Below are 24,428 nucleotides of genomic sequence, written 5' to 3' on the forward strand. Positions count from 1 at the left end.
ACCGAGCTTAAGGGCCCGGCCCCCGGTCACCAGGGCTTGTCGGAGTACCCGCCGGAGTCCCTGCGCTCGTTCGACTCGTCCTGGCGCTGCTGGGACTCCTGCTGGCGCTCGCGGAGTTCCTCGCGCCGCGGGTCGCCGCCGGTCTCGCCGTCGGTCTCCCCGGCCGGCCCGCCGCCGGAGTCGCCCTCCTCGCCCGTGCCTCCGGTCTCCCCGTCGGAGCCGTCCTCGCCGCCGTTCTCCTCGCTGGACCCGTCCTCGCCGCCCGCGTCGCCGTCCTGCCCGGAGCCCTCCTCGTCGCCGTCGCCCCCGCCGGGGTTGTTCATCTCGTCCTGGGCGGTGCCGACGCGCTCCTCGGCCTCGTCCATCGCCTGGTCCTGTCCGCCGCCCTCGGGACGGCATTCCTCCGGGGCCTCGGTGAGGAGCGTGCGCGCGGTCTCGAAGGAGGTGTTCGCGCTCTCGACGTCGTCGGCGTCGCGGAACGCCTCCGCCTCCTTCTCATGGACGTAGGCGAGGTTGAGGCGCACCGCGCACTCGTCCTTCACCGGCGTGAGCTCGAGGGCGCGCTCGAGCGCGGGGCGCGCGCGGTCGTAGTTCCGGTCGAATGCCTCGGCGGTGCCGACGGCGAAGGGTCCCTTGTGCCGCTCGAACGGGCTGAGCCGCTCGAATCGCTGGCCGGACGTCACCGCGGAGCGCTGATCGCCGGACTCCGAGGCCTCCTTGGCCGAGCTGAGCAGGCCGCTGAGGTACAGCGCGCAGGCGCTCAGGGCGAACAGCAGGACCCCGGCGATGAGGCTGATGAGCACGGCGGGGCGCATTCGGCGCGCGGGGCGCCGGCGGGGGCCGTCGCCGGTCGGGGTGCGGTCCGCGGTCCCCGCGGCGGATGCGGGTCGATCCTGGGTTCCGGTGGTCATGGCGTCCCCTCGGTGATCGTGGAATGGAGCCGAGCGAGCGCGCGGACGCGCCGCATCGCGAACGTCGCCTCGACGACGATCCAGGCGAACACCGCGAGCAGCGGGATCCAGAAGTACTCGGTGATGCCGCCGAACCCCTCGGTGTCGACGAGGATCTCGTCGAACTGCGGAGCGGTGTGGACGGCGGACAGCGGAGTGCCGGTCGTCCGGTGGTGGTAGTCGACGCCGAGGTCGCCCGCGATCGTGCGCAGGTTGTCCTCGTCGATGACGGAGAGGGCGCGGTCCCCGGTGCTCGGGTCCTCGATGTAGTCCGCCTCCTCGTCCGCGGAGTAGTACGAGCGCGTCTCCTTCATCGGCCCGCCGGTGGTCGTGCCATAGCCGAACACCGCGCCGCCGTCGATGTGCGGGCCGATCTCGGCCATCGACTGCGGCTCCGACCGCGCCGTCTGCTCCCCGTCCCCGAAGTAGTAGACGAGGCGCGCATTGGCCGGGTTCTGCTCCTCGGCGTCGGCGAGCCGCTCGAGCAGCAGATCCCGGGCCTCGGTCACCGAGCTGCCGCCGGAGTACAGGGTGACCTCGGGCCCGATGGTCTCGATCGCAGAGGCGAACGCCGAGTGGTCCGTGGTGAGCGGCACCCGCACCGCCGCGCTCGACCCGAAGGCGATCATGCTCACCCGGGCTCCGGGCACCTGCTCGAGGAGCTCGGTCATGTCCTCCTTGACCCCGGCGAGGCGCGTCTGCCCGCCGCCCTGGTCCTCGGCCACCATCGAGGCCGTGGTGTCGACGAGGACGAAGACGTCGGCGGCCGCGGCGGCGGTCTGGCTCACCGTCTGCAGCGGGACCCCGGGCCGGGTGAACGCGGTGCCGAGCACGAGGAGCGCGGCGGCGCGGAGGATCCAGCGGCCGCGCCGGGCGGGGGTGAGGACGGCGAGCGCGATGCATCCGCCGACGAGCAGGACGAACAGCGCCGCGAGGGCGGCCCACGGGAGGATCGGCTGGAAGATCAGCTGCGTCGCGTTCACAGGGAGAACCTCCAGGCGAGGACGAAGCACGCGATGATCCCGAGCAGGGTGAGCACGAGCGGCACCACCGGCTGGTCGTGGACGAGGGTGATCGACTTCGCGCTCGTCTTCTGCGCCTCCTGCTGCTGGATGTCCTCGACGATCCCGCCGACGGCCTGGGCGCTGCCGAGCTGGTGGTGGGCGCCGCCGGTGTCGCGCGCGGTCGTCTGCAGCTCGGAGATCTCGGAACCCGCGAACAGCGAGCGGGGTGCGAGTGTGTAGACGCGGACCTTCTCCTCCACCGCGATGTCGGTCGCCTCGTCGAGGGAGAAGATCGGGGTGCCGGCGAGCTGGTTGTCGGTGGCGAAGATGATCGAGCGGGAGCGCTCCTCGCCGTGCCGGTCGAAGTTGTCCACGCACGAGGTCAGTCCGTCGCCGATGAGTGAGGAGCCGCCGATCGCGGTGTCGACCGTGCCGGCGAGGAAGTCGGTGCCCTCGAGGCCGCCGGTCTCGAACCCGCGCTTCGCCTCCGCGAGGAACTCCTCGACCATCTGGTAGTCGTCGGTGAGCGGGAACACCGACACCGCGGTGGAGTTGAACACCGTCATCCCGATCCGCTCGCCGTCGAAGGAGTCGAGCATCTCGAGGTACGACTCGAGGATCTGGGCATCGTACGAAGTCATCGACCCCGAGGCGTCGAGGCAGAGCATGACGTCGCGCAGGTGCCGCTCCGGATTGATCGTCTCCGTGCGGGCCGGCCGCGCGATGCCGACGAGGGCGCTGAGCGCGGTGAACGCCGCGACGAGGAACACGGCGATCGCACCGATGAGGAGGGCCTTCCGGCGCTGGGCGAACGCGCGCAGCGCGGTGAGGCGGTGGAGGCGGGCGACCGGCACGCGGCCGGCTGCGGCCCTGCCGGGACGGGAGAGCAGCCACACGGTGAGCCCGGCGACGGGCAGGAGGGCGAGGGCGAGCCACCAGAACTTCAGGACCATCGTCCCACCAGCTTCCGGGAGGCGGCGAACTCCGCCGGGCAGTCGAGAGCGGCCTCGTCGGAGAACTCCGCGGCGTAGAGCCGGGAGACCGCGTCGGCGATCGGCTCGATGCGCTGGGCGCGGAGCTCGGCGAGCGTCATGTGCCCGACGTCGATGCCCCACGCGGCCCGCGCGAAATCGCGCACGACCGTACCGAGGCGCTGAGCGGTCTCGCGGTCGCCGAGCTCCGAGCGGCGCCAGGCGGTCTCGAGCTCGTCGATCTTGACGAGGTAGTCCCGCCGGGTGTGCGCGGGCACCCGGGCCAGGCGGTCGGCGCGGGAGCCCGAGGCCCGCCACAGGCGGACGAGCAGCGGCCACCCGACGAGGACGATCCCGCCGACGATGCCCGCCGCGGCGGCGACGAGCCACCAGTCGGAGGCGGGCAGGACCGGATGGAGCTCAGCGGCGTTCACGGCGCTGCCTCTTCATGAGTCGGCGGAGCTGTCCGAGCGCCTCCTGGGAGTGCGCGACCCGGACATGGGCGATGCCTGCGCGCCGCAGGGTGAGCGCGGTCTCCCGGCGGCGGGCGGCCTCGGCACGGTGGTACTCGTCCCACAGCGCGGCGCCGGACAGGAGTTCGTCGGGCAGCCCGCCGCGCTCGGCGGCGGTGATCTCGTACGGCGCCCCGGCCTCGCCCCCGAGGGTCGAGAGGTCGGCGTCGGCGATGGTGAGCCACATGATCTCGTGCTGGGCGGCGAGCCGGCGCAGCAGCGGCAGGTGCTCCTCGGTGACCGGCGACTCGTCGGCGATGACGAGGACGATCATCCGTCGCCGCAGGTGCTCGGCGACCCACGTGAGCTGGGCGCTGATGCGGGAGCCTGCCGCGCTCCGGCCGGCGGCCTGGATGCGGCGGAGGAGCTGTTCGAGGTGGGCCTCGGTGCCCTTCATGGGCGAGGAGTGCGTCGTGCGCGCGTCGCCGTGGACGAGCATGACGTCGTCCCCGTGGCGGACGGCGAGGTAGCCGGCCATCCCGGCGAGCAGGATCGCGAGCTCGCGCTTGGGCTCGCCGGAGGCGGCGATCGCATCGAAGTCCATGCCGGAGTCGACGACGAGCGCGAGCGCGTGGCGGCGGTGCGCGACGTAGCGCTTGACGAGCGGGGTCGAGTGGCGCGCGGTGGCCTTCCAGTCGATGTCGCGGACCTCGTCGCCGGGCACGTACTCGCGGAGGTCGTCGAAGTCGAGGCTGTGGCCGTGGAACACCGAGGCGTAGTCGCCCTGGAGCAGACCGCGCGTCTTCCGGTGGGCGTGGATGGTCATCCGCGCCTTGACCTTGGTGAGGAGGGCGGCCATCAGGGGGTCCTGATCGTCTTGAGGAGCTCGCCGATGACGTGCTCGACGGGGATGTTCTCCGCGACGGCCTCGAAGTTGAGGAGGATGCGGTGGCGCAGGATGCGGACCGCGAGGTCCTTGACGTCCTCGGGGATGACGTAGTTGCGACCGCGCACCATCGCGAGCGCGCGGGAGGCGTTGGTGAAGGCGATCGAGGCGCGCGGGGAGGCGCCGCACTCGATGAACTGGGCGAGCGGTCCGATGTAGCGGGCGGCGTTCCGGGTGGCCGCGACGACCTCGACGAGGTAGCGGCTGATGGCGGGGTCGACATAGATGCTGCGCGCATAGCGCTGGAGGGTCCGCACGTCGTCGAGCGAGCACGCCGGGGCCGGCGGCCGGTCGAGGTCGAACACCCCGGCGTCGAGGCGGCGGAGGATCTCGAGCTCCTCGCCCGGGTTCGGGTAGTCGAGGACGTCCTTGATCATGAACCGGTCGAGCTGCGCCTCGGGCAGCTGGTACGTGCCCTCCTGCTCGATCGGGTTCTGGGTCGCCATGACGAGGAAGGGGGAGGGGAGGTCGAAGCGGGTGCCGCCGATCGTCGTCTGCTTCTCCTGCATCGCCTCGAGCATGGCGGACTGGGTCTTCGCGCTCGAGCGGTTGATCTCGTCGAGGAGGACGATGTTCGCGTGCACCGGGCCGAGCTGGATCTCGAACCGGCCCGAGGTCGAGTTGTAGATCTGGGAGCCGATGATGTCGCTCGGGAGGAGGTCGGGAGTGCACTGGATCCGGGCGAACTCGCCGCCCACGGCGCCGGCGAGCGCGGCGGCCGCGGTGGTCTTGGCGAGGCCGGGCACCGACTCGAGGAGGAGGTGGCCGCCGGTGAGGAGTCCGAGCGCGAGGGTCTCCCGGAGCCGCCCCTGCCCGACGACGAAGCGATCGAGGTGCTTCTCGACCGCGGTGAGGATCTCCGAGGCCTGGCTGATCTCCTGCGTGTTCGCCGGTGCTGGCTGGCTCATCGGGTGTCCTCTCAGGTGGGTGGCGGGGCGCGCGGTGCGCGGGTGCGGCCGGCTGGGGGCCGGTCCCGCCGTGCCGTCCCCGGCTGCGGGACCGGCTCCGGCTCTCCCGGGGGAGTGCTCGGTGGGGACCGGTGATCTCAGACTAGACCGGGCCGCGGCGCGATCCGGGGGAGTGCTGTGCCAGTCCCGTCACATGCTCCCATCGATCGGACACACCGTCGGAGAAGAAATTTTTCCTGTGGACGACGGCCCGCTCCCTGGGGACGGGCGGTGGACGGAACGACCTCGCGAACGGGGGTCGGGGCGACCGCCGCGCTCATCGTTCCAGGTGACCGAACCACACCGGTGTGATTCCCCGTCTGTGGACGGGTGTGCACGTCCTGTGCACGTCGTGTGCACAGCGCTCGACACCCTCGGAATGACACTGGTGTAACACACGATCTAGGGGTACTCTCGATCACGAACACAACATCTAGTGGTTGCGTCGGGATCGCGGAGATCACGGCGAACCCGCGAGGATCCGGGGATCGACCGGGTTCCGCTCCGCGAATCGATGTCTTCGGAGGACAGCAGAATGATCACCGTGTACACCAAGCCGGCCTGCGTGCAGTGCACCGCCACCTTCCGCTCCCTCGATGCCAAGGGCGTGGAGTACCGGGCCGTCGACCTCAGCGTCGACCCGAACGCTCTGGACGTGGTCAAGGCCATGGGTTACATGCAGGCACCCGTCGTCGTCACCGCCGACGACCACTGGTCGGGCTTCCGCCCGGACAAGATCGCGACCCTCGGCACGGGACAGGGCGCGGCCTCCGCCATCGCATGAGATGCTCGTCGTCTACTACTCGAGCGGCTCGGAGTACACGCACCGGTTCGCCGGCAAGCTCCGGCACCCGGTCCTCCGGCTGCCGCTGCTGACGCGGTCGGAGACGCTCCACGTCGACGAGCCGTTCGTGCTCATCACTCCCACCTACGGCGCCGGCCCCAACCGGGGGTCGGTGCCCAGGCAGATCATCAAGTTCCTCAACGTCAAGGCCAACCGTGACAATCTCGTCGGGGTCATCGGGGCCGGGAACACGAACTTCGGCGAGAACTACTGCAAGGCGGCCCACATCGTGGCCCGCAAGTGCCAGGTGCCGGTGCTGTACCGGTTCGAGCTCCTCGGCACCGACGACGATGTCGACTCCGTCGACGAAGGATTGGACTCACTGTGTCAACGACTACGCACGACCGCGATCTAGAGGCGATCATCCGCGAGGAGACCGACCTCGACTACCACGCGCTCAATGCGATGCTCAACCTCTACGATGCGGACGGCCGCATCCAGTTCGAGCGCGACAAGCAGGCCGCACGTCAGTTCTTCCTCCAGTACGTCAACACCAACACCGTCTTCTTCCACGACCTCGAGGAGAAGCTGCGGTACCTCGTCGAGCACGACTACTACGAGAAGGAGGTGCTCGACCAGTACTCCTTCGAGTTCATCCAGCGCCTCTCGCAGGCCGCCTACAAGCACAAGTTCCGGTTCCAGACCTTCCTCGGCGCGTTCAAGTTCTACACCTCGTACACGCTCAAGACCTTCGACGGGAAGCGCTTCCTCGAGCGCTTCGAGGACCGCGTCGTCATGGTCGCGCTGTTCCTCGCCCGCGGTGACGAGAAGCTCGCCGCCGCGCTCATGGAGGAGATCATCACCGGCCGCTTCCAGCCGGCCACCCCGACCTTCCTCAACGCCGGCAAGAAGCAGCGCGGCGAGCTCGTGTCGTGCTTCCTCCTGCGCATCGAGGACAACATGGAGTCGATCGGCCGCTCGATCAACTCCGCGCTGCAGTTGTCCAAGCGCGGCGGCGGCGTCGCGTTCTCGCTGACGAACATCCGCGAGGCCGGTGCGCCGATCAAGAAGATCGAGAACCAGTCCTCCGGCGTCATCCCGGTGATGAAGCTCCTCGAGGACTCCTTCTCCTACGCGAACCAGCTCGGAGCGCGCCAGGGTGCGGGCGCGGTGTACCTCAACGCCCACCACCCGGACATCTACCGGTTCCTCGACACCAAGCGCGAGAACGCCGACGAGAAGATCCGGATCAAGACCCTGAGCCTCGGCGTCGTCGTCCCGGACATCACCTTCGAGCTCGCGAAGACGAACGAGGACATGTACCTCTTCAGCCCGTACGACGTCGAGCAGGTCTACGGAGTGCCGTTCACCGAGATCTCGGTGACGGAGAAGTACCACGAGATGGTCGACGACGCGCGGATCAAGAAGTCGAAGATCAACGCGCGCGAGTTCTTCCAGACGCTCGCGGAGATCCAGTTCGAGTCCGGCTACCCGTACATCATGTTCGAGGACACGGTGAACCGGGCCAACCCCATCGACGGTCGCATCACCATGTCGAACCTGTGCTCGGAGATCCTCCAGGTCTCGGAGCCCACGACGTACAACGCGGACCTGAGCTACGCCGAGGTGGGCAAGGACATCTCGTGCAACCTCGGCTCCCTCAACATCGCGCTGACGATGGATTCCGAGGACTTCGGACGGACCGTGGAGACCGCGATCCGCGGCCTCACCGCGGTGTCCGAGACCTCGGACATCGACTCGGTGCCGTCGATCGCGCGCGGCAACGAGATGTCGCACGCGATCGGCCTCGGGCAGATGAACCTCCACGGCTTCCTCGCCCGCGAGCGGATCCACTACGGCTCCGACGAGGGCCTCGACTTCACGAACATGTACTTCTACGCCGTCGCCTACCACTGCGTGCGCGCGTCGATGGAGATCGCCAAGGAGCGCGGCCGCACGTTCGCCGGGTTCGAGAAGTCGAAGTACGCCTCCGGCGAGTACTTCGAGAAGTACATCGAGCAGGAGTGGGCGCCGCGGACCGCGCGCGTCGCCGAGCTGTTCGCCGAGGCCGGCGTGTCGCTCCCGACACAGCAGGACTGGGCCGAGCTCAAGGCGCAGGTCGCCGAGCACGGGATGTACAACCAGAACCTCCAGGCCGTGCCGCCCACCGGCTCGATCTCGTACATCAACAACTCGACCTCGTCGATCCACCCCGTCGCCTCGCGGATCGAGATCCGCAAGGAGGGCAAGATCGGCCGCGTCTACTACCCGGCGCCGTTCATGTCGAACGACAACCTCGACTACTACCAGGACGCGTACGAGATCGGCTACGAGAAGATCATCGACACCTACGCCGAGGCGACGAAGCACGTCGACCAGGGGCTCTCGCTCACGCTGTTCTTCAAGGACACCGCGACGACCCGCGACATCAACAAGGCGCAGATCTACGCGTGGCGCAAGGGGATCAAGACGATCTACTACATCCGGATCCGGCAGCTCGCGCTGCAGGGCACCGAGGTCGAGGGCTGCGTCTCCTGCATGCTCTGAGCAGGCCGGACACGCACACACATCTGTGAGGAGAGACCATGAGTGAGAAGCTCACCCTCGTGTCGCACGTCGACGCGATCAACTGGAACCGGATCATCGACGAGATCGACTCCGAGGTCTGGGACCGCCTGACGGCCAACTTCTGGCTGCCGGAGAAGGTGCCGCTGTCCAACGACGTGCAGTCGTGGGCGACGCTCACCGAGGAGGAGAAGACGCTCACCATGCGCGTCTTCACCGGACTGACACTGCTCGACACCATCCAGGGCACGGTCGGCGCGGTGTCGCTCATCCCGGACGCGCTCACCCCGCACGAGGAGGCGGTGTACACGAACATCGCGTTCATGGAGAGCGTGCACGCGAAGTCGTACTCCTCGATCTTCTCGACGCTGTCCTCGACGCGCCAGATCGACGACGCCTTCCGCTGGTCGACGGAGAACCAGAGCCTGCAGCGCAAGGCCGACATCATCCTCAAGTACTACCGGGGCGACGAGCCGCTCAAGCGCAAGGTCGCCTCGACCCTGCTCGAGTCGTTCCTCTTCTACTCCGGCTTCTACCTGCCGATGTACTGGTCGAGCCACGCGAAGCTCACGAACACCGCCGACCTCATCCGCCTCATCATCCGCGACGAGGCCGTGCACGGGTACTACATCGGCTACAAGTACCAGCGCGGGCTCGAGCGGGTCGACGACGCGAAGAAACAGGAGCTCAAGGACTACACCTACGAGCTGCTCTTCGAGCTGTACGAGAACGAGGTGCAGTACACGCACGACCTCTACGATCCGGTGGGGCTGGCGGAGGACGTCAAGAAGTTCCTCCACTACAACGCCAACAAGGCGCTGATGAACCTCGGCTACGAGGCGATGTTCCCGTCGAGCGTGACCGACGTCAATCCGGCGATCCTGTCGGCGCTCTCGCCCAACGCGGACGAGAACCACGACTTCTTCTCCGGTTCGGGCTCCTCCTACGTCATCGGCAAGGCCGTCAACACCGAGGACGAGGACTGGGACTTCTGAGAACCCCGGTCACCGACCTCCGAGCGCCCTCGCTCGCCGCGCACCATCGCGGCAGCGGGGACGCTGTCGTCATTCACCTGCGGCCGTCCACCGAATACCTGCAGTGCTGCGTCGTCACCGCTGCGTGCCCGGCCGGTCCTCAGACGCCCGACCGTGAGGTCCGGGGGTGTACGGCGGCAGGCCGGGAGGCGACGCCGGCGGGCGATGGGCTCTGCTGCGCCGGACGAGGAGGATGACTCCCACGGTGATCGCAGCGAGCACGACCAGGATCACGAGCACGCCGATCACGATGGCGATGATGGTGAGGAGTCTGAGCACGGGAGCCTCCGTTCCGGTGCGAGATCGGTCGTCGGGACCAGGGTAGCGCGGAGGCGGAGCCGCGACGTGTCCATCATCGGCCCGCGGCAGGGATCCGATGGGCACCTGGGAGTATGGTGTGAGTCACACCCGTTCGCTTCCGACCGCTCGCGAGGTGCCCCGTGCTCGTCGTCATCGTCCCCATCGCCCTGCTGTTCCTCGTCGCGCTCGTCAAGCCGATCCCGCTCATCGGCGGGGACATCCGGGCGGCCCTCGTCATCGCCGGCATCTCCGCGGCCGTCATCGGCGGCGTCGGCCCCGGCGAGTTCGCCCTCGGCGTCGTCGACGGCATCGACAAGCTCGCCTGGGTCATGGCGCTCAGCCTGTTCGGCTCGATCTACGCCGAGTCCCAGGTGCGGCTCGGCACGATGACTGCGGTGCTCGACACTCTCCGGAGCCTGTTCGGGCGCTCGCCCAAGGGCCTCATCGCCGCGATCTTCATCACGCTCACCCTCGCCGGCTCCCTGCTCGGCGACGCGATCGCCGCCGCGACCGTCATCGGCTTCCTCGTCATCACCGCCCTCGCCGAGCTCAAGGTCAAGCCCGAGCAGATCGCGATGATGATCATGGTCGGCGCCTCGATCGGCTCGATCATGCCGCCGATCGCCCAGGCCCTGTTCCTCTCCTCCTCACTCGTCGAGACCGATCCGGGGCCCGTCGTCCTCATCGCCTACGCCACCGTCACCGTCGCGCTCGTCCTCGCCGTCCTCGAATCGTTCCGGTTCGTCCGCGGCCGGTCCCTGACGCCGGAGCTCCGCCCCCACCGAGTCCCTCGGCACGATGCTCCGCCGCACCTGGCCGGTGTTCGGCCCGCTCCTCGTCCTCATCGTCATCGTGATCCTCAACAGCGGGTTCGGCCTCAACGTCTTCACCGCTGTGCCCGGGCTCGGCGGGGTCGTCACGACCCTCGAGACGGTGCCGATCGTCAAGGGCCTCGTCCACGTCGTCGTCCTCGCGATCATCGTCGCCACGCTCGTGACGCTGTGCTATCCGCGCGCTCGACGCGAGGCCGGCAGCATCGTCGCCACCGGGATCGGGAACGTGCGCCAGACCCTCCTCATCCAGCTCTGCGCCGGCTTCATGGTCGGCATGTTCTACGCCTCGGGCGCGGTCGACCAGGTGTCTGCGGCCGCCGCGGGACTCGAATTGCAGGCCGTTGCCTTCGGCGGGTTCATCGGACTCGCGGTGCTCGGCATGCTCACCGGCTCCCAGACCACCGCGCAGACGGTCGTCGTCCCGTTCGCCGCCCCGCTGCTCCTCGCCTCGGCGGCGGACCCCGTCCACGTCGCCCTCGGCGCCTCGCACATCGCCTCGGGCGCCCAGAACCTGCCGCCGGTGGGGCTCACCGCCTTCGTCGTGTGCGGTCTCGTCGGGGCGACGCTCAGGACGAAGGTCGATCCGGTGAAGACCATGCTGCTGGCCCTGCCGAACTCCCTCTACTTCATGCTCGTGGGGCTCGTGTTCTGGCTGCTCTGAGCGGCCACCCGGGCGACTCCCACGCCGGCGAGCGCGACGACGACCCCGAGGATCTGGAACGGCGTGAGGGTGTCGCCGAACAGCAGGTAGGTCTGGATCGCCGCGAGCGGGGGAGCGGCGAGGACGACGATCGCCACGGTCGTCGGTGAGGTGGTGCGCACGAGGTGGAGCATGAGCGCCATCCCGAGGACCGAGATCCCGAGCACCGACCACGCGAGCGCACCGATGAGGCGCGCGCTCGGCTCGGGCAGGCTCTCGCCGAGCAGCACGGCCCCGCCCACGGCGACGATCGCCCCGCCGGTCATCTGCCAGGCCAGCGTGGGCAGCATCGCCGCGCTGCGCACCGCAGGCTGGAGCATCGTGCCGATCGTCAGGGCGGTGATCGACGCGAGCGCCATGACGACGAGACCTGCGGTGACGACTCCCGTGCTCGCCCCGGGTCCGAGGACGAGGCCGAGTCCGAGGAGCGACACGACGATCCCGATGACGACGCTCGGGCGCGGCAGGGAGCGGTGGGCGACCGCGGCGACGATGACGGTGAGGACCGGCTGCCACCCGCCGAACAGCGCCATGATGCCGGCGGGCAGCCCCTCGGCGATCGCGACGTAGACGAGGCACAGGTAGACGCCGTTGACGAGGCCCCCGATCCCCAGGTGGGCGCCCACGGTCCTGAGGTCCGGCATGCGCGGGCGCACGAGCGCGCATGCGCCGAACAGGAGCGCCGCGGCGATGGCGAAGCGCAGCGCGAGGAAGGTGTTGGGCTCCGCCGCGCCGTGGATGAACCGCCCGACGACGAACCCGGTCGACCAGATGAAGGCGAACGCCGCCGCGACGATGACGCCCATGTGCTCAGCTCCCCGCTCCGCAGGAGCGACGACGCGGGCCCGAGCACTCGGTGCTCGGGCCCGCGGTCGGGATTCGGGTCACTCAGGCGCCCACGCGCGCGAAGAGGTCCTTCTTCGCCTGGTCGAACTCGGCGGCGAACCGCTCGACGAGCTCGGCGGTCGGCAGCGACTCGGAGATCGCGCCGACTCCCTGACCGGAGCCCCAGATGTCCTTCCAGGCCTTGGCCTTCTGATTGCCCCCGGAGCCGAAGTTCATCTTCGACGGATCGGATTCGGGCAGGTCGTTCGGGTCGAGGCCGGCCGCCTCGATCGAGCCGCGCAGGTAGTTGCCGTGCACACCGGTGAAGAGGTTGGAGTAGACGATGTCGTCGGCATCGGAGTCGACGATCATCTGCCGGTAGCCGTCCTGGACGTTCGCCTCCGGGGTGGAGAGGAAGGCGGATCCGATGTAGGCGAAGTCGGCCCCGGTCGCGAGGGCGGCGAGGATCGACTGCCCGTGGGCGATCGCCCCGGAGAGCGCGATCGGGCCGTCGAACCATGACCGGATCTCCCGGACGAGAGCGAACGGCGACTGCGAGCCAGCGTGACCGCCGGCGCCGGCGGCCACCGGGATGAGCCCGTCGGCGCCCTTCTCGATCGCCTTGTGCGCGAAGCGGTTGTTGATGACGTCGTGGAGGATGACGCCGCCGTAGGAGTGCACCGCCTCGTAGACGTCCTCGCGGGCGCCGAGCGAGGTGATGACGAGCGGCACCTCGTGCTTGACGACGAGCTCGAGGTCCTCCTCGAGCCGGTTGTTCGTCCGGTGGACGATGAGGTTCGCGGCGAAGGTGCCGACCGGGGAGCCCGGATTGGCCTTGGCGTAGGCCTCGTTGGATTCGCGGATGTCGGTGAACCACTCGTCGAGCATCGGCAGCGGCCGGGCGTTGAGGGTCGGGAACGCGCCGATGATGCCGGCCTGGCACTGGGCCTTGACGAGCTCGGGGCCGGAGGCGATGAACTGCGGGGACGCGATGACCGGCAGTCGCAGCGGACGGGTGAGCACCTCGGGCAGTGCCATGAGTTCTCCTCGGAGTGTCGACGATGACGCGGGCGCGCGCGGGCGCCCTCTCCTGAACTTTAACGCACCCGCAGGGCAGGCGAAAGAGTCAGGGCTGACTGAATGCGGAGTTCCCCCTGGTCCATGTCTGTGACCAGGGGGAACTCGTGATCGTGCGCGAGGGTCGACGCGCCGAGGCGGTGCGTGAAGGAGCGAACGAACGTCCGATCCGAGGGGCGACCCGACGGCCCGCCGCGCGGCGGGCACTCAGGTGTGGGTGAAGTTCGGCTCCCGCTTCTCGATGAAGGCCGCCATGCCCTCGCTCTGGTCGTTCGTCGCGAGCGAGGCGTGGAACAGCCGGCGCTCGTAGCGCAGTCCCTGTTCGAGCGTCGTCTCGAACGCGACGTTGACGGCCTCCTTGACCAGCGCCGAGGCGATCTGGGACTTGCCCGCGATGACCGCGGCGATCTCCTTCGCCTCGGTGAGCAGCTCCTCGTGCTCGACAACGCGCGCGACGAGGCCCGAGCGCTCGGCCTCTTCGGCACCGATCATCCGGCCGGTGAGGCACAGGTCCATCGCCTTGGCCTTGCCGATCGCGCGGGTGAGGCGCTGGGACCCGCCCATGCCCGGCAGCACGCCGAGGTTGATCTCGGGCTGCCCGAACTTCGCCTTGGTCGAGGCGATGAGGATGTCGCACATCATCGCGAGCTCGCAGCCGCCGCCGAGCGCGAAGCCGTTGACCGCGGCGATGATCGGCACGCGGACATCGGCCAGCCGGGTCCAGCCGGCGAACCAGTCGGCCTTGTAGGCGGTCGCGAAGTCGAGGCTCTGCATCTCCTTGATGTCGGCCCCGGCGGCGAAGGCGCGGTCCGCGCCGGTGATGATGATCGCCGACACCTCGTCGTCGGCGTCGAGCTCCGCGGCCGCCGTCGTGACGTCGGTGAGCACCTGCATGTTGAGCGCGTTGAGCGCCTGGGGGCGATTGAGGGTGATGATGCCGTAGCCGTCACCCTTCTCCACGAGCACGGTGTCGAAATCGGTCATGAGAAGACCGTCCTCTCCTGTTCGGTGTCGAGAATGGCCCGGATCTCGTCCTCGGTGATCCCGGCCAGGGTGGGCGGATCCCACTGCGGGTTGCGGTCCTTGTCGATGACCTGGGCGCGGATGCCCTCGACGAGGTCCGGTCGCTTGCCGATCTCCGTGGCAGCGCGGAGATCGCGCTCGAGGACCTCCTCGAGCTTCATGTCCTTCGCGGTGCGGATCATCTCGTAGGTCACCGCGAGCGAGCGCGGCGACTTGGTCTCGAGCAGGTCCGCGGTCTTCTGCGCGTCCTCGTTCGGGTGGCGGCGCAGGCGGTCGATGATCTCGACCACGGAGTCCGCGGAGAAGCATGCGGCGATCCACCCCTCGGCGACCGACAGCTCGTTCTCCGGGGGCTCCTCGGCGAACCGCGCGATGACGGTGTCGACGGCGAACGCCTCGGCCTCGAGGGCCTCGATGAGCTCGGGGATGCGGTCGCGGTCGATGTAGGTGTCGGCGAGGCCGTAGGCGATCGCGGCGCCGGCGCCCACCGGTTCACCGGTCAGGCCCATGTACATGCCGACCTCGCTCGGGAGCTGGGCGAGCAGGTAGGTGCCGCCGACGTCGGGGAACAGGCCGATCCCGGTCTCGGGCATCCCGATCTTCGTGGTCTCGGTGACGAGTCGGTGCGAGCCGTGCACGGACACGCCGACGCCGCCGCCCATGGTGATGCCGTCGAGGATCGCGACATAGGGCTTGGGGTACTCCGCGATCGCGTGATTCATCGCGTACTCGTCGGCCCAGAAGGTCATGTTCTCGGCGTTCGTGCCCTCGGAGATGTCGCGATGGATCGCCTTGATGTCGCCGCCGGCGCACAGCCCGCGCTCGCCGCGTCCGGTGATGAGCACCGCCGCCACCTGCGTGTCGGTCTGCCACTGCCGCAGCGCGGCGTCGATCGTCTGGACCATGTCGGTGCTCAGGGCGTTGATCGCCTTGGGCTTGTTGAGCTCGATGCGGCCGAGCGCACCGACGGTTCGAATGATGACAGTCGCCTCGTCATCGGGGGAGGTCGCCATTTATCCCACTCCTGTGCTCTTGCGGGAGATGATCACCCGCATGATCTCGTTCGTGCCTTCGAGGATCTGGTGGACGCGGAGATCGCGGACCAGCGTCTCGATTCCATACTCTGTCAGATATCCGTAGCCGCCGAACAGCTGCAGGGCGTCATTGGCCACCTCGAAGCCGGTGTCCGTGGCGGTGAGCTTGGCCATCGCGGAGAGCAGCGAGGTGTTCGGATCGCCGGCGTCATAGGCTGCGGCGGCCCGCCACAGCATCGAGCGCGCGGACTCGAGCCGGGCCTGCATGTCGGCGAGCGTGAAGCGCAGCGCCTGGAATCCGGTGAGCTCGGTGCCGAAGGCCTGCCGCTCGCCCATGTAGGTGATGGCCTTCTCGAGCGCGGCCTGACCGCCGCCCAGGGAGCAGGCGCCGATGTTGAGGCGGCCGCCGTCGAGCCCGGACATCGCGATCTTGAAGCCCTCGCCCTCCTCGCCGATGAGGTTCTCGGCCGGGACGCTGACGTTCTCCATGAACACCTGGCGGGTGGGCTGGGCGCGCCAGCCCATCTTCTTCTCGTTCGCACCGAAGGTCAGGCCGTCCATCCCCTTCTCGAGGACGAACGTCGAGATCCCGCGGGAGCCCTCCTGACCGGTGCGGGCCATGACGAGGTAGAGATCGGTCTCGCCGGCGCCGGAGATGAACTGCTTGACGCCGTTGAGGATGTAGCGGTCGCCGTCGCGCCGGGCGGTGGTGCGCAGCGCCGCGGCGTCGGAGCCGGCGTTGGGCTCGGTGAGGCAGTAGGAGCCGAGCGCCTCGAACGCGGTGAGCGGGACGAGCCACTTCTCCTGCTGCTCGGGCGTGGCGTACTTGTCGAGCATCCAGGCGACCATGTTGTGGATCGAGATGTAGCTCGCGACGGACGGGCAGCCGGTCGACAGCGCCTCGAAGATCAGCGCGGCGTCCATCCGGCCGAGGCCCGAGCCGCCGTGCTCCTCGCGCACGTAGATCCCGCCCATGCCGAGCTCGGCGGTGCGCTTGATGACATCGACGGGGAAGTGGTGGTCCGCGTCCCAGTCGAGGGCGTGCGGGGCGATCTCGGCATCGGCGAACTCCCGACACATGTCGGCGAGCTCGATCTGGTCGTCGGTGAGTCCGAAGGTCAGGGCAGCTGCGGTGCTGCGGGCCATGGCAACTCCTTCACGTCGTCGTGGCGCATTCGAGAGCCAGTCTAGGGGCAGAAAGTTGGACGTCCAAGTAATTCTTCGGACGACGGCCGCAGTAGCCCGCCGGCGGCGGAGTCAGTCGAGCGATTCGAGTCCGGTGCGGAGCGCGCCGAGGTCGCCGAGGAGGCGACGCAGCGAGGTCCCGTCGAGTCCGGGGGAGAGGAACACCTCCGCGTTGAGGGCCGCCGTGGCGCGCGCGACGAGGTCGCGGCCGGCCTCGGTGATCTCGACGAGGGTGGTGCGTCCGTCCGCCGGGTGGGGCCGGCGCGCGGCGAGCCCTGCGGCCTCGAGCCGGTCGACGGAGTTCGTCGTCGAGGTCGCGTGCACCTGGAGGCGCTTGGTGATCTTGTTCATCGGCAGGGAACCGCGACGGGTGAAGGAGAGGAGCGCGAGCACCTCGTACCGCGAGAAGGTCAGGGCGAACGGCTTGAGCGTGCGGTCGACCCGCGCGAGCAGCAGCTGGTGCACGCGCATGACCGAGGTCACCAGGGACATGCCGTCGGCCTCGTCGGCCCACCCGTGCGCGAGCCACTGCTTGCGCGACTCCTCGATGGGGTCGAACTCGGCGGGCATCGACTGACCCTCTCTTCCTGTCGGGCGACTTCCTGTCCGGCGGCGGTCTCGCCCCAGTGTAATGAGGGAGCGCGCCGAGAGTCCCAGTGACGACGCGTGCTCGGAGCCGCAGTCCGGAGTCCCAGTGACGACGGGTGCCGGGAGTCGCAGCGAGGACTCGTGCCGGGAACCTCCCGGCGATGTGTGTCAGGAGACATCCGGCGACGAGTGCCGGCATCCGTCGGGCGATGAGCATCTGCAACCTTGCGGCGACGCGTGCCGGGAGTCCTCCCGCGACGAGTGCCGACATCCGTTCGGCGGGACCCACTGGGAGCCTCCCGGCGAGGCGCCGTCCCACCTGGCCGCTGCCGAGGCCACGGCGAGCTCCGCTCGCCGGCGGTCGCCGGTGTCGTCCTCTCCCGCGCGGCAGGCGATCACCGGAGTCGCCCTCTCCCGCGCGGCGGGCGCGGATGAGAGGATGACCCCATGTGCGGACGCCTGAACATGTCCCTGGACCCCGCCGATCTCGTCGACGAGCTCGATATCGACACGGTGGGCCACCGGTTCTCGCCCCGGTACAACGTGCCGCCCGGGGCGGTCCTGCCGATCATCGTCGACCGGCCGGCGGAGACCGGGGAGGCGGTGCGGCGACTCGAGTCGGCGCGCTGGGGTCTCGTCCCGGGCTGGGCGAAGGACGAGAAGATCGGTTTCCGCGCGTTCAATGCCCGTTCCGAGACCGTCGCGTCGAAACCGATGTTCCGGGCGGCGTTCGCCCGCCGGCGATGTGCGATCCCCGTCGCGGGGTACTACGAATGGCAGGCCGACGATTCGGGAGCGAAGACGCCCTGGCTCATGCACGCTCCGGAGGGCCAGCTCTACATGGCGGGGCTCTTCGAGTTCCGGCGGCGGCCCGAACCGGAGGGCGAGGGAGACGACTCCGCCGATCCCGCGGTGCGCGACGGCTGGCTCGTCTCGTCGACGATCCTCACCACCGCCTCGGCGGGGCACCTCGCCGAGGTCCACGACCGGATGCCGGTGATGATCCGTGCGCGGGACATCCCGGCATGGATCGACCCGACGGCGGGCGCGGACGAGGCGCAATCGGTGCTCGACGAGCTCCTCGCAGGCTTCGATCCGGCAGCCGTCGAGCGCTACCGCGTGAGCAGGGAGGTCGGCAACGTCCGCAACCAGTCCGCGGACCTCACCGAACCCGTCGATGACGAATGAGCCGGCTGAATCGCGCCTCGCCCGTGCACCCGCGCCGGTTGTCAGCGGCCGGCCCAATGGTCGAGCCCGCCCGGGACGCGAGTCCCGTCAGCCGGGATCTCGACCCCAATTTGCATCACCGGGGAGAGTCGATCTAGAGTCGTCCCTGTTGCTCGACGGAAACACCGAAGCGAGCGGGCCGGATCGGTCGGATACGAACGGATCACTGAGCCCCGCTTCCACTGGAACAGCAGAAGAGCAGCACCGCTCACGGCACAGCATGACGGGGTCACCCGGACGGCGAACCGTGTGGCGCAGATCACCGGAATGGGATTTGCAAAGCGAGATCGAATCGGTCTAGAGTGGTTAATCGTTCGCCTCACGGAGAGCGGCCCCCGAGCCGGGTACCGAGGCGGACATCCGATTGAGAATCTGACGGCCGGCAGCACGCCGGATTGACAGAGCGAGATCGATTGGTAAGATGGACAAGTTGCCTCGAGGAGGCCGGCGCAGCGCCGGGTGAGTCGAAGTGCGTCTGTTCTTTGAGAACTCAATAGCGTGTTTGTTTGTTTTTGTGATGCCAGTTTTTTGTTTTACTGGTTGATTGAAAATTTGGTGGAGTAGCAGAATTTTGTTTTGTTTCTCTGTCTTTTTCTTTTGGCTGGGATTGTATTTTTCTTATGGAGAGTTTGATCCTGGCTCAGGACGAACGCTGGCGGCGTGCTTAACACATGCAAGTCGAACGCTGAAGCCTGCAGCTTGCTGTGGGTGGATGAGTGGCGAACGGGTGAGTAACACGTGAGTAACCTGCCCCTGACTCTGGGATAAGCCTGGGAAACTGGGTCTAATACCGGATATGACCATTCTCCGCATGGAGTGGTGGTGGAAAGTTTTTCGGTTGGGGATGGGCTCGCGGCCTATCAGCTTGTTGGTGGGGTGATGGCCTACCAAGGCGACGACGGGTAGCCGGCCTGAGAGGGCGACCGGCCACACTGGGACTGAGACACGGCCCAGACTCCTACGGGAGGCAGCAGTGGGGAATATTGCACAATGGGGGAAACCCTGATGCAGCGACGCCGCGTGGGGGATGACGGCCTTCGGGTTGTAAACCTCTTTCAGTAGGGAAGAAGCCTTCGGGTGACGGTACCTGCAGAAGAAGTACCGGCTAACTACGTGCCAGCAGCCGCGGTAATACGTAGGGTACAAGCGTTGTCCGGAATTATTGGGCGTAAAGAGCTCGTAGGTGGTTTGTCGCGTCTGCTGTGGAAACGCAAGGCTCAACCTTGCGCGTGCAGTGGGTACGGGCGAACTAGAGTGCAGTAGGGGAGTCTGGAATTCCTGGTGTAGCGGTGAAATGCGCAGATATCAGGAGGAACACCGGTGGCGAAGGCGGGACTCTGGGCTGTAACTGACGCTGAGGAGCGAAAGCATGGGGAGCGAACAGGATTAGATACCCTGGTAGTCCATGCCGTAAACGTTGGGCACTAGGTGTGGGGTCCATTCCACGGATTCCGCGCCGTAGCTAACGCATTAAGTGCCCCGCCTGGGAAGTACGGCCGCAAGGCTAAAACTCAAAGGAATTGACGGGGGCCCGCACAAGCGGCGGAGCATGCGGATTAATTCGATGCAACGCGAAGAACCTTACCAAGGCTTGACATACACCGGAATGTGCCAGAGATGGTTCAGCCCTTTGGGCTGGTGTACAGGTGGTGCATGGTTGTCGTCAGCTCGTGTCGTGAGATGTTGGGTTAAGTCCCGCAACGAGCGCAACCCTCGTTCTATGTTGCCAGCACGTGATGGTGGGAACTCATAGGAGACTGCCGGGGTCAACTCGGAGGAAGGTGGGGATGACGTCAAATCATCATGCCCTTTATGTCTTGGGCTTCACGCATGCTACAATGGTCGGTACAGAGGGTTGCGATGTCGTGAGGCGGAGCGAATCCCAGAAAGCCGGTCTCAGTTCGGATCGTAGTCTGCAACTCGACTACGTGAAGTCGGAGTCGCTAGTAATCGCAGATCAGCAACGCTGCGGTGAATACGTTCCCGGGCCTTGTACACACCGCCCGTCAAGTCACGAAAGTCGGTAACACCCGAAGCCGGTGGCCTAACCCTTGTGGGGGGAGCCGTCGAAGGTGGGACTGGTGATTGGGACTAAGTCGTAACAAGGTAGCCGTACCGGAAGGTGCGGCTGGATCACCTCCTTTCTAAGGAGCGAACACATTTCAGTGTTGCCATGCCCGTGCCATGTGTGTGCGGGGTGGTTGCTCATGGGTGGAACATCATAAGAACTGCTGCCTTCGGGGTCTTCGGGTCCTGGGGGTGGTGCCTGCCTGTCGGTGGCCTGTGTGCTGCTGGTGGGTGGGGGACGGACACGCTGTTGGGTCCTGGGAGAACAGGCCCCCACGTTTGTGGGTGGGTGTTTTTCTGTGGATGGCGGTCCTGCTGCCGTGCCGGCCTTCGGGTCGGTGTGCGGGGTGGGGTCTGCTGGTTGTTTGAGAATCGTATAGTGGACGCGAGTATCTGGACATCCTGCGCGCATATGTGTGTGGGGTGTTCTGTGTGATTTTGTTGTTGTGTTTCTTGTGTTATCCGACTCGGATGCGCCCGGTGCGTGGTTTCGGCTGCGTGGGGGTGTGTGTGAGTGTTCAAGAGCGCATGGTGGATGCCTTGGCATCAGGAGCCGATGAAGGACGTTGTAACCTGCGATAAGCCTCGGGGAGTTGGTAAACGAACGGTGATCCGAGGGTGTCCGAATGGGGGAACCCCGCGACATGTCATGTGTCGTGACCCGCATCTGAATATATAGGGTGTGTGGGGGGAACGTGGGGAAGTGAAACATCTCAGTACCCACAGGAAGAGAAAATAAGAATGATTCCGTGAGTAGTGGCGAGCGAAAGCGGAAGAGCCTAAACCGTGTGTGTGTCAAGCGTGCAGGCGTTGCATGTGCGGTGTTGTGGGGCTATCCGTCCGGGGTCTGCATTCCCTGGGCATGGTTGTGGTGTGTGTAGTCGAACAGGTTGGGAAGCCTGACCGGAGTGGGTGAGAGTCCCGTAGACGAAACGTGTGCCGGCTGTGTGTGATGGTTCCCGAGTAGGACGGGACTCGTGTAATCCCGTGTGAATCTGCCAGGACCACCTGGTAAGGCTAAATACTCCCTGATGACCGATAGCGGAGAGTACCGTGAGGGAATGGTGAAAAGTACCCCGGGAGGGGAGTGAAATAGTACCTGAAACCATGTGCTTACAAGCCGTCAGAGCCTTTCGGGGTGATGGCGTGCCTTTTGAAGAATGAGCCTGCGAGTTAGCGGTGCGTGGCGAGGTTAACCCTGGTGGGGAAGCCGTAGCGAAAGCGAGTCCGAATAGGGCGTCCCAGTCGCGTGTCCTAGACCCGAAGCGGAGTGATCTAGCCATGGGCAGGGTGAAGCACGTGTAAGAGCGTGTGGAGGCCCGCACCCACTTCAGTTGAAAATGGAGGGGATGACCTGTGGTTAGGGGTGAAAGGCCAATCAAACTCTGTGATAGCTGGTTCTCCCCGAAATGCATTTAGGTGCAGCGTTGCGTGTTGCTTGCCGGAGGTAGAGCTACTGGATGGCTGATGGGCCCCACCGGGTTACTGACGTCAGCCAAACTCCGAATGCCGGTAAGTGTAAGCGTGGCAGTGAGACTGCGGGGGATAAGCTTCGTAGTCGAGAGGGAAACAGCCCAGACCACCAACTAAGGCCCCTAAGCGTGTGCTCAGTGGGAAAGGATGTGGAGTTGCGAAGACAACCAGGAGGTTGGCTTAGAAGCAGCCACCCTTGAAAGAGTGCGTAATAGCTCACTGGTCAAGTGATTCCGCGCCGATAATGTAGCGGGGCTTAAGTACACCGCCGAAGTTGTGGCAATACCACGTGTGATGAGCCGCCGGCATGTCCGGTTGGTTGAGTTGTGGTATTGGGTAGGGGAGCGTCGTGTGGCCGGTGAAGCTGCGGAGTGATCCAGTGGTGGAGGCTATACGAGTGAGAATGCAGGCATGAGTAGCGAAAGACGGGTGAGAAACCCGTCCGCCGGATGACCAAGGGTTCCAGGGCTAGGCTAATCCGCCCTGGGTAAGTCGGGACCTAAGGCGAGGCCGACAGGCGTAGTCGATGGACAACGGGTTGATATTCCCGTACCGGCGAAGAACCGCCAATACCGAGGCATGTGATACTAACCGGCCGAGACTGTCTCCTGTCCTTCGGGACGGGTGCACGGTTGAGGGTGGGACCTGAATGTGTAGTAGGTAAGCGTGTTAACAGGTGTGACGCAGGAAGGTAGCCGGGCCGCGCGATGGTTGTCGTGGTCTAAGGTCGTAGGGCGACAGGTAGGTAAATCCGTCTGTCATGTGCCTGAGAGCTGATGGGCACCCACATCTGGTGGGTGATCCGGTGATCCTATGCTGCCGAGAAAAGCATCGACGTGAGGTTCTAGCCGCCCGTACCCTATTACCGACTCAGGTGGTCAGGTAGAGAATACTAAGGCGATCGAGAGAATCGTGGTTAAGGAACTCGGCAAAATGCCCCCGTAACTTCGGGAGAAGGGGGGCCATCCCGGTGATGAGAACATGCTTCTCGGAGCTGGTGGTGGCCGCAGAGACCAGGGAGAAGCGACTGTTTACTAAAAACACAGGTCCGTGCGAAGTTGTAAGACGATGTATACGGACTGACGCCTGCCCGGTGCTGGAAGGTTAAGAGGACCTGTTAGAACTTCGGTTCGAAGCGGAGAATTTAAGCCCCAGTAAACGGCGGTGGTAACTATAACCATCCTAAGGTAGCGAAATTCCTTGTCGGGTAAGTTCCGACCTGCACGAATGGCGTAACGACTTCTCCACTGTCTCAACCACGAACTCGGCGAAATTGCACTACGAGTAAAGATGCTCGTTACGCGCAGCAGGACGGAAAGACCCCGAGACCTTCACTACAGTTTGGTATTGGTGTTCGGTGTGGCTTGTGTAGGATAGGTGGGAGACTGTGAAGCATGCACGCCAGTGTGTGTGGAGTCATCGTTGAAATACCACTCTGGCCATAGTGGATTCCTTAACTTCGGACCCTGATCGGGTTCAGGGACAGTGCCTGATGGGTAGTTTAACTGGGGCGGTTGCCTCCCAAAGAGTAACGGAGGCGCCCAAAGGTTCCCTCAGCCTGGTTGGCAATCAGGTGTCGAGTGTAAGTGCACAAGGGAGCTTGACTGTGAGACGGACGTGTCGAGCAGGAGCGAAAGCTGGGACTAGTGACCCGGCCGTGGATTGTGGAATCGCGGTCGCTCAACGGATAAAAGGTACCTCGGGGATAACAGGCTGATCTTGCCCAAGAGTCCATATCGACGGCATGGTTTGGCACCTCGATGTCGGCTCGTCGCATCCTGGGGCTGTAGTCGGTCCCAAGGGTTGGGCTGTTCGCCCATTAAAGCGGTACGCGAGCTGGGTTTAGAACGTCGTGAGACAGTTCGGTCCCTATCCGCTGCGTGCGTAGGAAATTTGAGAAGGGCTGTCCTTAGTACGAGAGGACCGGGACGGACGAACCTCTGGTGTGCCAGTTGTACCGCCAGGTGCATGGCTGGTTGGCTACGTTCGGAAAGGATAACCGCTGAAAGCATCTAAGCGGGAAGCCTGCTTCAAGATGAGATTTCCATTGAGGCGCCCTACAGACTATGGGGTTGATAGGCCAGATGTGGAAACGCAGCAATGCGTGGAGCTGACTGGTACTAATACGCCGATCACTCACCCACCACCCTATTTCCGGGTGTGTTCGGGTCGGGTAACACAAGCACACACACCATCACTGTGCACACACCACCCCGCCGGTAAGCCGGCCGGGTGGAGACACGCTCGCGTCCACACATACGACACCCCCCACCACGTGTCGGGGGTTCCGCAGAACGAACACGCCCGCCGTGTTCCCCATAGTTTTGCGGTGGTCATAGCGGCAGGGAAACGCCCGGTCCCATTCCGAACCCGGAAGCTAAGCCTGCCAGCGCTGATGGTACTGCACTCGACAGGGTGTGGGAGAGTAAGACACCGCCGCAAT

Annotated in this window: 19 protein-coding genes, 3 rRNA genes and 1 pseudogene; 10 read left to right on the forward strand and 13 right to left on the reverse strand. The window is 66.1% G+C overall.

Translation table 11 applies throughout. The features are described 5' to 3' along the window. Positions 1–26 precede the first annotated feature (26 nt). Genes C1A17_RS13880 through C1A17_RS13905 form a run of 6 tightly spaced genes read right to left on the reverse strand, consistent with a single transcriptional unit; the run spans position 27 to position 5,231 of the window. Positions 27–911 carry a hypothetical protein gene (locus C1A17_RS13880; RefSeq protein WP_101653521.1) on the reverse strand — a complete coding sequence of 295 codons (885 nt, stop codon included), beginning with the start codon at positions 909–911 and terminating at the stop codon, positions 27–29. Next, positions 908–1,933 carry a vWA domain-containing protein gene (locus C1A17_RS13885; protein ID WP_101653522.1) on the reverse strand — a complete coding sequence of 342 codons (1,026 nt, stop codon included), beginning with the start codon at positions 1,931–1,933 and terminating at the stop codon, positions 908–910. Before C1A17_RS13885 ends, C1A17_RS13880 begins: the two co-directional genes overlap by 4 nt. After that, positions 1,930–2,907 (reverse strand): vWA domain-containing protein, encoded by a 978-nt coding sequence (locus C1A17_RS13890; RefSeq protein WP_101653523.1) that lies wholly within the window; start codon positions 2,905–2,907, stop codon positions 1,930–1,932. The genes C1A17_RS13885 and C1A17_RS13890 overlap by 4 nt, the downstream gene beginning before the upstream one ends. Continuing rightward, complete coding sequence (locus C1A17_RS13895; protein ID WP_101653524.1) at positions 2,898–3,359, reverse strand: hypothetical protein; 462 nt, start codon at positions 3,357–3,359, stop codon at positions 2,898–2,900. Before C1A17_RS13895 ends, C1A17_RS13890 begins: the two co-directional genes overlap by 10 nt. Next, a complete protein-coding gene (locus C1A17_RS13900; RefSeq protein ID WP_101653525.1) occupies positions 3,346–4,236 on the reverse strand; it encodes a DUF58 domain-containing protein in 891 nt (296 codons plus the stop codon). The genes C1A17_RS13895 and C1A17_RS13900 overlap by 14 nt, the downstream gene beginning before the upstream one ends. After that, on the reverse strand, positions 4,236–5,231 hold the full coding sequence (locus C1A17_RS13905; protein ID WP_101653526.1) for an AAA family ATPase: 996 nt from the start codon (positions 5,229–5,231) through the stop codon (positions 4,236–4,238). The genes C1A17_RS13900 and C1A17_RS13905 overlap by 1 nt, the downstream gene beginning before the upstream one ends. 574 nt (positions 5,232–5,805) lie before the next feature. On the opposite strand from C1A17_RS13905, the gene nrdH reads away from it, so the two are divergent. Genes nrdH through nrdF form a run of 4 tightly spaced genes read left to right on the forward strand, consistent with a single transcriptional unit; the run spans position 5,806 to position 9,614 of the window. Continuing rightward, complete coding sequence (nrdH, locus tag C1A17_RS13910; RefSeq protein WP_101653527.1) at positions 5,806–6,054, forward strand: glutaredoxin-like protein NrdH; 249 nt, start codon at positions 5,806–5,808, stop codon at positions 6,052–6,054. A gap of 1 nt (position 6,055) precedes the next feature. Next, positions 6,056–6,469, forward strand: a complete 414-nt coding sequence (nrdI, locus tag C1A17_RS13915) for a class Ib ribonucleoside-diphosphate reductase assembly flavoprotein NrdI (protein WP_101653528.1) — start codon at positions 6,056–6,058, stop codon at positions 6,467–6,469. Continuing rightward, positions 6,439–8,601 (forward strand): class 1b ribonucleoside-diphosphate reductase subunit alpha, encoded by a 2,163-nt coding sequence (gene nrdE / locus C1A17_RS13920; RefSeq protein WP_101653529.1) that lies wholly within the window; start codon positions 6,439–6,441, stop codon positions 8,599–8,601. The genes nrdI and nrdE overlap by 31 nt, the downstream gene beginning before the upstream one ends. Before the next feature lie 38 nt (positions 8,602–8,639). Further along, positions 8,640–9,614 carry a class 1b ribonucleoside-diphosphate reductase subunit beta gene (nrdF, locus tag C1A17_RS13925; RefSeq protein WP_101653530.1) on the forward strand — a complete coding sequence of 325 codons (975 nt, stop codon included), beginning with the start codon at positions 8,640–8,642 and terminating at the stop codon, positions 9,612–9,614. A gap of 114 nt (positions 9,615–9,728) precedes the next feature. Here the strand turns inward: nrdF and C1A17_RS13930 are convergent, their stop codons facing one another. Further along, entirely contained in the window at positions 9,729–9,932 is a 204-nt protein-coding gene (locus C1A17_RS13930; protein ID WP_101653531.1) for a hypothetical protein, read from the reverse strand. 161 nt (positions 9,933–10,093) lie between these two features. Between C1A17_RS13930 and C1A17_RS14855 the strand changes: the two are divergent. Both C1A17_RS14855 and C1A17_RS13945 read left to right on the forward strand, forming a co-directional pair. Beyond that, positions 10,094–10,663 (forward strand): annotated as a pseudogene (locus C1A17_RS14855) (hypothetical protein); the annotation flags it as partial. Positions 10,664–10,751: 88 nt separating this feature from the next. Further along, positions 10,752–11,447, forward strand: a complete 696-nt coding sequence (locus tag C1A17_RS13945; protein WP_101653534.1) for a hypothetical protein — start codon at positions 10,752–10,754, stop codon at positions 11,445–11,447. On the opposite strand, the gene C1A17_RS13950 is transcribed toward C1A17_RS13945, so the two are convergent. The 6 genes from C1A17_RS13950 to C1A17_RS13975 all read right to left on the reverse strand — a co-directional run bounded on the left by C1A17_RS13950 (position 11,408) and on the right by C1A17_RS13975 (position 17,200). Then, positions 11,408–12,292, reverse strand: a complete 885-nt coding sequence (locus C1A17_RS13950) for a DMT family transporter (RefSeq protein ID WP_101653535.1) — start codon at positions 12,290–12,292, stop codon at positions 11,408–11,410. The two genes, C1A17_RS13945 and C1A17_RS13950, sit on opposite strands and share 40 nt — an antisense overlap. Before the next feature lie 82 nt (positions 12,293–12,374). Continuing rightward, entirely contained in the window at positions 12,375–13,349 is a 975-nt protein-coding gene (locus C1A17_RS13955) for an NAD(P)H-dependent flavin oxidoreductase (RefSeq protein ID WP_101653536.1), read from the reverse strand. A 246-nt stretch (positions 13,350–13,595) separates the two neighbouring features. Then, positions 13,596–14,372: an enoyl-CoA hydratase gene (locus C1A17_RS13960; RefSeq protein WP_101653537.1), complete on the reverse strand. Its 777-nt coding sequence runs from the start codon at positions 14,370–14,372 to the stop codon at positions 13,596–13,598. Next, positions 14,369–15,424 carry an enoyl-CoA hydratase/isomerase family protein gene (locus C1A17_RS13965; RefSeq protein WP_101653538.1) on the reverse strand — a complete coding sequence of 352 codons (1,056 nt, stop codon included), beginning with the start codon at positions 15,422–15,424 and terminating at the stop codon, positions 14,369–14,371. The genes C1A17_RS13960 and C1A17_RS13965 overlap by 4 nt, the downstream gene beginning before the upstream one ends. Next, positions 15,425–16,591, reverse strand: a complete 1,167-nt coding sequence (locus C1A17_RS13970; protein WP_101653539.1) for an acyl-CoA dehydrogenase family protein — start codon at positions 16,589–16,591, stop codon at positions 15,425–15,427. It abuts the gene before it with no gap. A 111-nt stretch (positions 16,592–16,702) separates the two neighbouring features. Then, positions 16,703–17,200: a MarR family winged helix-turn-helix transcriptional regulator gene (locus C1A17_RS13975; RefSeq protein ID WP_101653540.1), complete on the reverse strand. Its 498-nt coding sequence runs from the start codon at positions 17,198–17,200 to the stop codon at positions 16,703–16,705. A gap of 465 nt (positions 17,201–17,665) precedes the next feature. On the opposite strand from C1A17_RS13975, the gene C1A17_RS13980 reads away from it, so the two are divergent. The 4 genes from C1A17_RS13980 to rrf all read left to right on the forward strand — a co-directional run bounded on the left by C1A17_RS13980 (position 17,666) and on the right by rrf (position 24,427). Further along, the gene (locus C1A17_RS13980; RefSeq protein ID WP_101653541.1) at positions 17,666–18,406 is read left to right on the forward strand and encodes an SOS response-associated peptidase; all 741 of its coding nucleotides are present in this window, start codon (positions 17,666–17,668) and stop codon (positions 18,404–18,406) included. A 656-nt stretch (positions 18,407–19,062) separates the two neighbouring features. Then, positions 19,063–20,589, forward strand: a 16S ribosomal RNA gene (locus tag C1A17_RS13985). A 431-nt stretch (positions 20,590–21,020) separates the two neighbouring features. Then, positions 21,021–24,129, forward strand: a 23S ribosomal RNA gene (locus tag C1A17_RS13990). 181 nt (positions 24,130–24,310) lie between these two features. Then, positions 24,311–24,427: ribosomal RNA gene (gene rrf / locus C1A17_RS13995) — 5S ribosomal RNA — on the forward strand. Together the 16S, 23S and 5S rRNA genes form the textbook arrangement of a ribosomal RNA operon. Position 24,428: the final 1 nt, after the last annotated feature.

Origin of the sequence: Brevibacterium ihuae, assembly GCF_900184225.1 — a bacterium.
In the GTDB taxonomy this organism is placed as follows: Bacteria; Actinomycetota; Actinomycetes; order Actinomycetales; family Brevibacteriaceae; genus Brevibacterium; species Brevibacterium ihuae.

Coding starts and splice junctions, on each gene's coding strand:
- C1A17_RS13975 (WP_101653540.1), bottom strand. CDS start 17,200: ATGCCCGCCGAGTTCGACCCCATCGAGGAGTCGCGCAAGCAGTGGCTC.
- C1A17_RS13960 (WP_101653537.1), bottom strand. CDS start 14,372: ATGACCGATTTCGACACCGTGCTCGTGGAGAAGGGTGACGGCTACGGC.
- nrdH (WP_101653527.1), top strand. CDS start 5,806: ATGATCACCGTGTACACCAAGCCGGCCTGCGTGCAGTGCACCGCCACC.
- nrdF (WP_101653530.1), top strand. CDS start 8,640: ATGAGTGAGAAGCTCACCCTCGTGTCGCACGTCGACGCGATCAACTGG.
- C1A17_RS13905 (WP_101653526.1), bottom strand. CDS start 5,231: ATGAGCCAGCCAGCACCGGCGAACACGCAGGAGATCAGCCAGGCCTCG.
- C1A17_RS13970 (WP_101653539.1), bottom strand. CDS start 16,591: ATGGCCCGCAGCACCGCAGCTGCCCTGACCTTCGGACTCACCGACGAC.
- C1A17_RS13880 (WP_101653521.1), bottom strand. CDS start 911: ATGACCACCGGAACCCAGGATCGACCCGCATCCGCCGCGGGGACCGCG.
- C1A17_RS13965 (WP_101653538.1), bottom strand. CDS start 15,424: ATGGCGACCTCCCCCGATGACGAGGCGACTGTCATCATTCGAACCGTC.
- C1A17_RS13980 (WP_101653541.1), top strand. CDS start 17,666: ATGTGCGGACGCCTGAACATGTCCCTGGACCCCGCCGATCTCGTCGAC.
- C1A17_RS13955 (WP_101653536.1), bottom strand. CDS start 13,349: ATGGCACTGCCCGAGGTGCTCACCCGTCCGCTGCGACTGCCGGTCATC.
- C1A17_RS13945 (WP_101653534.1), top strand. CDS start 10,752: ATGCTCCGCCGCACCTGGCCGGTGTTCGGCCCGCTCCTCGTCCTCATC.
- C1A17_RS13890 (WP_101653523.1), bottom strand. CDS start 2,907: ATGGTCCTGAAGTTCTGGTGGCTCGCCCTCGCCCTCCTGCCCGTCGCC.
- C1A17_RS13900 (WP_101653525.1), bottom strand. CDS start 4,236: ATGGCCGCCCTCCTCACCAAGGTCAAGGCGCGGATGACCATCCACGCC.
- C1A17_RS13950 (WP_101653535.1), bottom strand. CDS start 12,292: ATGGGCGTCATCGTCGCGGCGGCGTTCGCCTTCATCTGGTCGACCGGG.
- nrdI (WP_101653528.1), top strand. CDS start 6,056: ATGCTCGTCGTCTACTACTCGAGCGGCTCGGAGTACACGCACCGGTTC.